At 64.4% G+C, this 3905-nt stretch carries 4 protein-coding genes; 2 read left to right on the top strand and 2 right to left on the bottom strand.

What is annotated here, in order from left to right:
* Positions 1–830, top strand: an 830-nt coding sequence (locus tag VFB18_RS12745) for a putative PEP-binding protein (RefSeq protein WP_324975850.1), incomplete at its 5' end; no start/stop codon positions are given.
* Here VFB18_RS12745 and VFB18_RS12740 read toward each other — a convergent pair.
* Positions 815–2206 carry a selenium-binding family protein gene (locus VFB18_RS12740; protein WP_324975848.1) on the bottom strand — a complete coding sequence of 464 codons (1392 nt, stop codon included), beginning with the start codon at positions 2204–2206 and terminating at the stop codon, positions 815–817. The genes VFB18_RS12745 and VFB18_RS12740 overlap by 16 nt on opposite strands.
* A 262-nt stretch (positions 2207–2468) precedes the next feature.
* Here VFB18_RS12740 and VFB18_RS12735 point away from each other — a divergent pair, with 262 nt between their 5' ends.
* The gene (locus tag VFB18_RS12735) at positions 2469–3248 is read left to right on the top strand and encodes a DeoR/GlpR family DNA-binding transcription regulator (protein ID WP_324975845.1); all 780 of its coding nucleotides are present in this window, start codon (positions 2469–2471) and stop codon (positions 3246–3248) included.
* Here the strand turns inward: VFB18_RS12735 and VFB18_RS12730 are convergent.
* Positions 3245–3905, bottom strand: a 661-nt coding sequence (locus tag VFB18_RS12730; RefSeq protein WP_324975842.1) for an isochorismatase family cysteine hydrolase, incomplete at its 5' end; no start/stop codon positions are given. The two genes, VFB18_RS12735 and VFB18_RS12730, sit on opposite strands and share 4 nt — an antisense overlap.

Genomic DNA, 3905 nt, shown 5'->3' with positions numbered 1-3905 from the left:
ATTCCGACAGCCTGACCGACGGGAAGGCCATGGCCGCGATCGACGAGCTCACGCGCGGTTACGGCCGCAAGCCCGATTATTTCGTCGACCGCCTTTCCTTGGGGCTCGCGCGCATCGCCGCCGCGTTCCACCCGAAGCCGGTCATCATCAGGATGAGCGACTTCAAGACCAACGAATATGCGGGCCTGATTGGCGGCGCAGAGTTCGAGCCGAAAGAGGAAAATCCGATGCTCGGCTTCCGCGGCGCCTCGCGTTACTACTCGCCGCGCTATCGCGAAGGCTTCGCCCTCGAGTGCCGTGCCATCCGCCGCCTGCGCGAGGAGATGGGTTTCACCAATGTCGTGGTGATGATCCCGTTCTGCCGCTCGCCGGAGGAAGCTGATCGCGTGCTCGAGGTCATGGCCGAGAACGGTCTGGTCCGCGGCGAGAACGGGCTCGAGGTCTATGTGATGTGCGAAATCCCGTCGAACGTCGTTCTTGCCGATGAATTCGCCCGGCGCTTCGACGGCTTCTCGATCGGCTCGAACGACCTGACGCAGCTCACCCTCGGCGTCGATCGCGACTCCGAGCTGCTTGCCGAGCTGTTCGACGAGGACAACGAGGCGGTCAAGTGGATGATCCGCACGGTCATCGAGCGGGCGCATCAGGCGGGCGCCAAGGTCGGGCTATGCGGGCAGGCGCCGAGCAATCGGCCGGATTTTGCCGAGTTCCTGGTCGCGTGCGGCATCGACTCGATTTCGGTCACGCCCGACAGCTTCGTTGCCGTGAAGCGGCACGTGGCCGATGCCGAAGCGCGCAGAGCCGGTGCTCCCGCTTACGGGAAGCAGTAGGAGTCCGAGGAGGAATCGCCGCCTTCGAGCCTGATCTGGTGCGGCCGGTGCGTCTTCGGCCATGCGATGAAGAAGTCGGGATCGAAGGAGATGCCGCCGGCCGGATCCGCGTCGAGCTTCACCATCCAGCCGTCGATACCTTCGGGGTAGAACTGCGGATCGACCGCGCCGTAGAGCGAGTTGGTGAAATAGACGCGCTTGCCGTCGCGGCTGATCTCGACCATTTGCGGGCCGCCGTTGAGCGGTCCCTTGGCCTTGGGATGGCTGGCCCGCGACACGATCCCGCCGATGCGGACCCTGCCGGCGAGCTTCGGGGCGAAGGGATCGCTCACGTCATATTGAAGTAGGTCGCCCGTCCCCCAGCAGGACACGTAGAGATATTTGTCGTCGACTGAGAGGTCGATGTCGGTGACGAGCGGGGGCACCGCCTTGAACCCCTTGAGCAGGGGCGGAAGCAGATCGGGATCGGCCGGCTCGGCCGGAATCTCGATCACCTTCTTCGCCGCCCATTTGTCGCCGTCGCGGTACCAAGTCCAGATCGAGGCCGAGAGGTCCTTGAGGCTGATCACGGCATTGACGAAGCCGTAAGCCTTGGTCGGATCGTGCGCCGGCCGGAGCTCGAACACGAGCTGCTGCTCGGGTCCGAAATCGATCTCTTGAACGTGCTTCCGCTTGTGCAGGTCCCAGAAATGCAGCCGGCGCCCATATTGCGCACCGAGCAGGATCTCCGGCACGAGCCCGTTCTCCACCATGTTCGGCGTGCCCCATTCGCTCGTCACCAGCGTGTCGTAGCCGAGATGCCACCACATGTCGTAGGCGAGCCGTTGCGGGCCGCGCTCGACTTCCCAGCGGCCGAGCACCTCGAAGGTCTCGTGGTCGATCAGGAACACGCCGCCCGGCGCGCCGCCGTCGGCGTTGCCGAGCGCCGACACGTAGATGCCGTCGGGCCCGCAATGCACCGTGTGCGGCCGACTATAACCCGTCTTCTCCATGATCTCTTGCGGCTCGATGATCCGGAAAAAGGTCGGGCTCTTGGGATCGGGTTTGGTGTCGATGACGTAGATGCGAGAGGAGCGAAGTCCCGGCACGATGAGATAGCGCCGCTCGATGTGCGGATGCGGCGCATTGGGACAGAGATTGGAGCTGCAGGCGTTCCAGCCGAAATGGTGCAGCTCATCGCCGGCATAGGGCAGATCAAGATGTCCCACGACCTTGGAATAGGACGCCGACTTTGGATCGACGTCGACTACGGCGAGAGCGTCGGGCGCCGTCCGCTCCGGACAGAACGTTGCGACATAGGCGAGCGTCTCGGCGGGCGCCTTGGCGGCGAGCCGCGGCGAGGGATAGAAGGTCGGATCGGGTACCCACTGGACCATGACAGCGCTCCACCTGAAGAAGCCTCCCCAAAGCTTGACGCCCGACGGCATGGCATCGCCGCCCGAGGCACTGTTTTAGCATCGCTCGTCATCGCGGCGCGAGCATGACGCTCGAAGCCTTTGCGATCCCAGGTGAACCGTTAGGGTTTCATCCCAGCCGTGATAGAATTGCAAGTCTTCGGCCGGCCCTAGCCCACTGCGGCCGAGGCGGGCAAACCATAAACCGGGGTGCGGCATGCAGCCTCCTTCGACCGACAGGACCATGCAAAAACCCATACGTGCGAGACGGACGAAATCCGACCGGCAAGCGCAGATCCTCGCCGAGCTGAACCGGACGCCGAGCCTGCGCGTCGCCGACCTCGCGGCCCGTCTCGAAGTCTCCACCGAGACCATCCGCCGCGACCTCGACGAGCTGACCGAGCAGGGTCTGCTCAACCGCACGTATGGCGGCGCGGTGCGGCCGCTCAGCAGCGAGCCCGCGCTTTCGGAGCGTTACGGCTACTTCATCGCCGAGCGCGAGCGCATCGCCCGCGCCACCCTGCCCCTGATCAAGGGGGGACGCATCTTCATCATGGGCTCGGGCGCCACCACCGTGCACGTCGCGCGGCGCATGTCGGTCGAGCTCGCCAACATCACCGTGATCACCCATTCCTTCGGCGTCGCCACCGTTCTCTCGCTCAATACCAGCATCACGGTCATTATGCTCCCGGGCGATTATCTCGCCTCGGAGGGTGCGACGGTCGGCGTCCAGACCGTGTCCTTCCTCAATAATTTCTATGCCGATTTTACCCTCCTCGGCGCGAGCGGCTTGACGGTGGAGGGCCCGACCGACGCGCTGATCGAGTGCGGCACGGTCTATGGCGCGATGGGAAAGCGTGCGGCCAAGACGGTGGTGGTCGCCGATCACTCGAAATTCGACCGCATCTTTCCCTCGCGCTACCTCGCCTGGCGCGACGTCGCCCATCTCGTCACCGACGCCGAGCCCGAAGGCAGTCTGATGACCAGCCTGGAGCGCAACGACGTAGCGGTAACCGTCGGCTAGGGCAGGTAGCCCATCAATTCCTCGGTGCTCACGACGCTCGCATAGATCATATTCATGATCTCGATCTCGCGGTCGTGCAGTTCCTGCGTTCCGGCGGCGCAGGCATCCTCGACCACGATCACGTCGAAGCTCTCGTCCGCCAGGCTGCGCACCGTTGATGACACGCATTGATCGGTGAAGATCCCGGCGCAGACCACATGCGTGATGCCGAGATTGGTGAGGATCAAGCGGAGATTGGTGCCGGTCAGCGCGCTGTCAGTGGTCTTCGTCACCACGATCTCGTCGCCAATCGGCGCGATCGCATGCGGGATCTGGGACGCGTGCTCATCCTTGGGCAGCAACAAGTCGTTCCAGCCCGGCTTTCGCTGGCTGAGCGAGCGGTCGCGCCCGTCCTTGCGCAGGCAAGCGATGCGCGCGAACAGAACATCGAGACCGCCGTCGCGGAAGCGGGCGAGCAACCGCTGCACGTTCGGCAAAACGGTCGCGTGCATGCGCTCGTGAAACGGCGTCCAGGCATGATAGCGCTTGAGCGCGTCGCCCTTGAGCGTGGCGGGATCGGGCCGGTCGAGATAGGTGTTCTGCACGTCGATCACGAGCAGAGCCACCTTGCCCTTTTGCAGAACGGGATCGGCGGGCTCCGGCGCGCCGTCGTAATAG

The organism is Methyloceanibacter sp., from assembly GCF_035650995.1.
In the GTDB taxonomy this organism is placed as follows: domain Bacteria; phylum Pseudomonadota; class Alphaproteobacteria; order Rhizobiales; family Methyloligellaceae; genus Methyloceanibacter.
The sequence above is the reverse complement of the archived record's forward strand: the minus strand, read 5'-3'. Positions and strand labels throughout refer to the sequence as shown.

Bases quoted from the DNA above. Each gene is read 5' to 3' on its own strand.
- VFB18_RS12740 (WP_324975848.1), bottom strand. From the start codon at position 2,206: ATGGTCCAGTGGGTACCCGATCCGACCTTCTATCCCTCGCCGCGGCTC.
- VFB18_RS12735 (WP_324975845.1), top strand. From the start codon at position 2,469: ATGCAAAAACCCATACGTGCGAGACGGACGAAATCCGACCGGCAAGCG.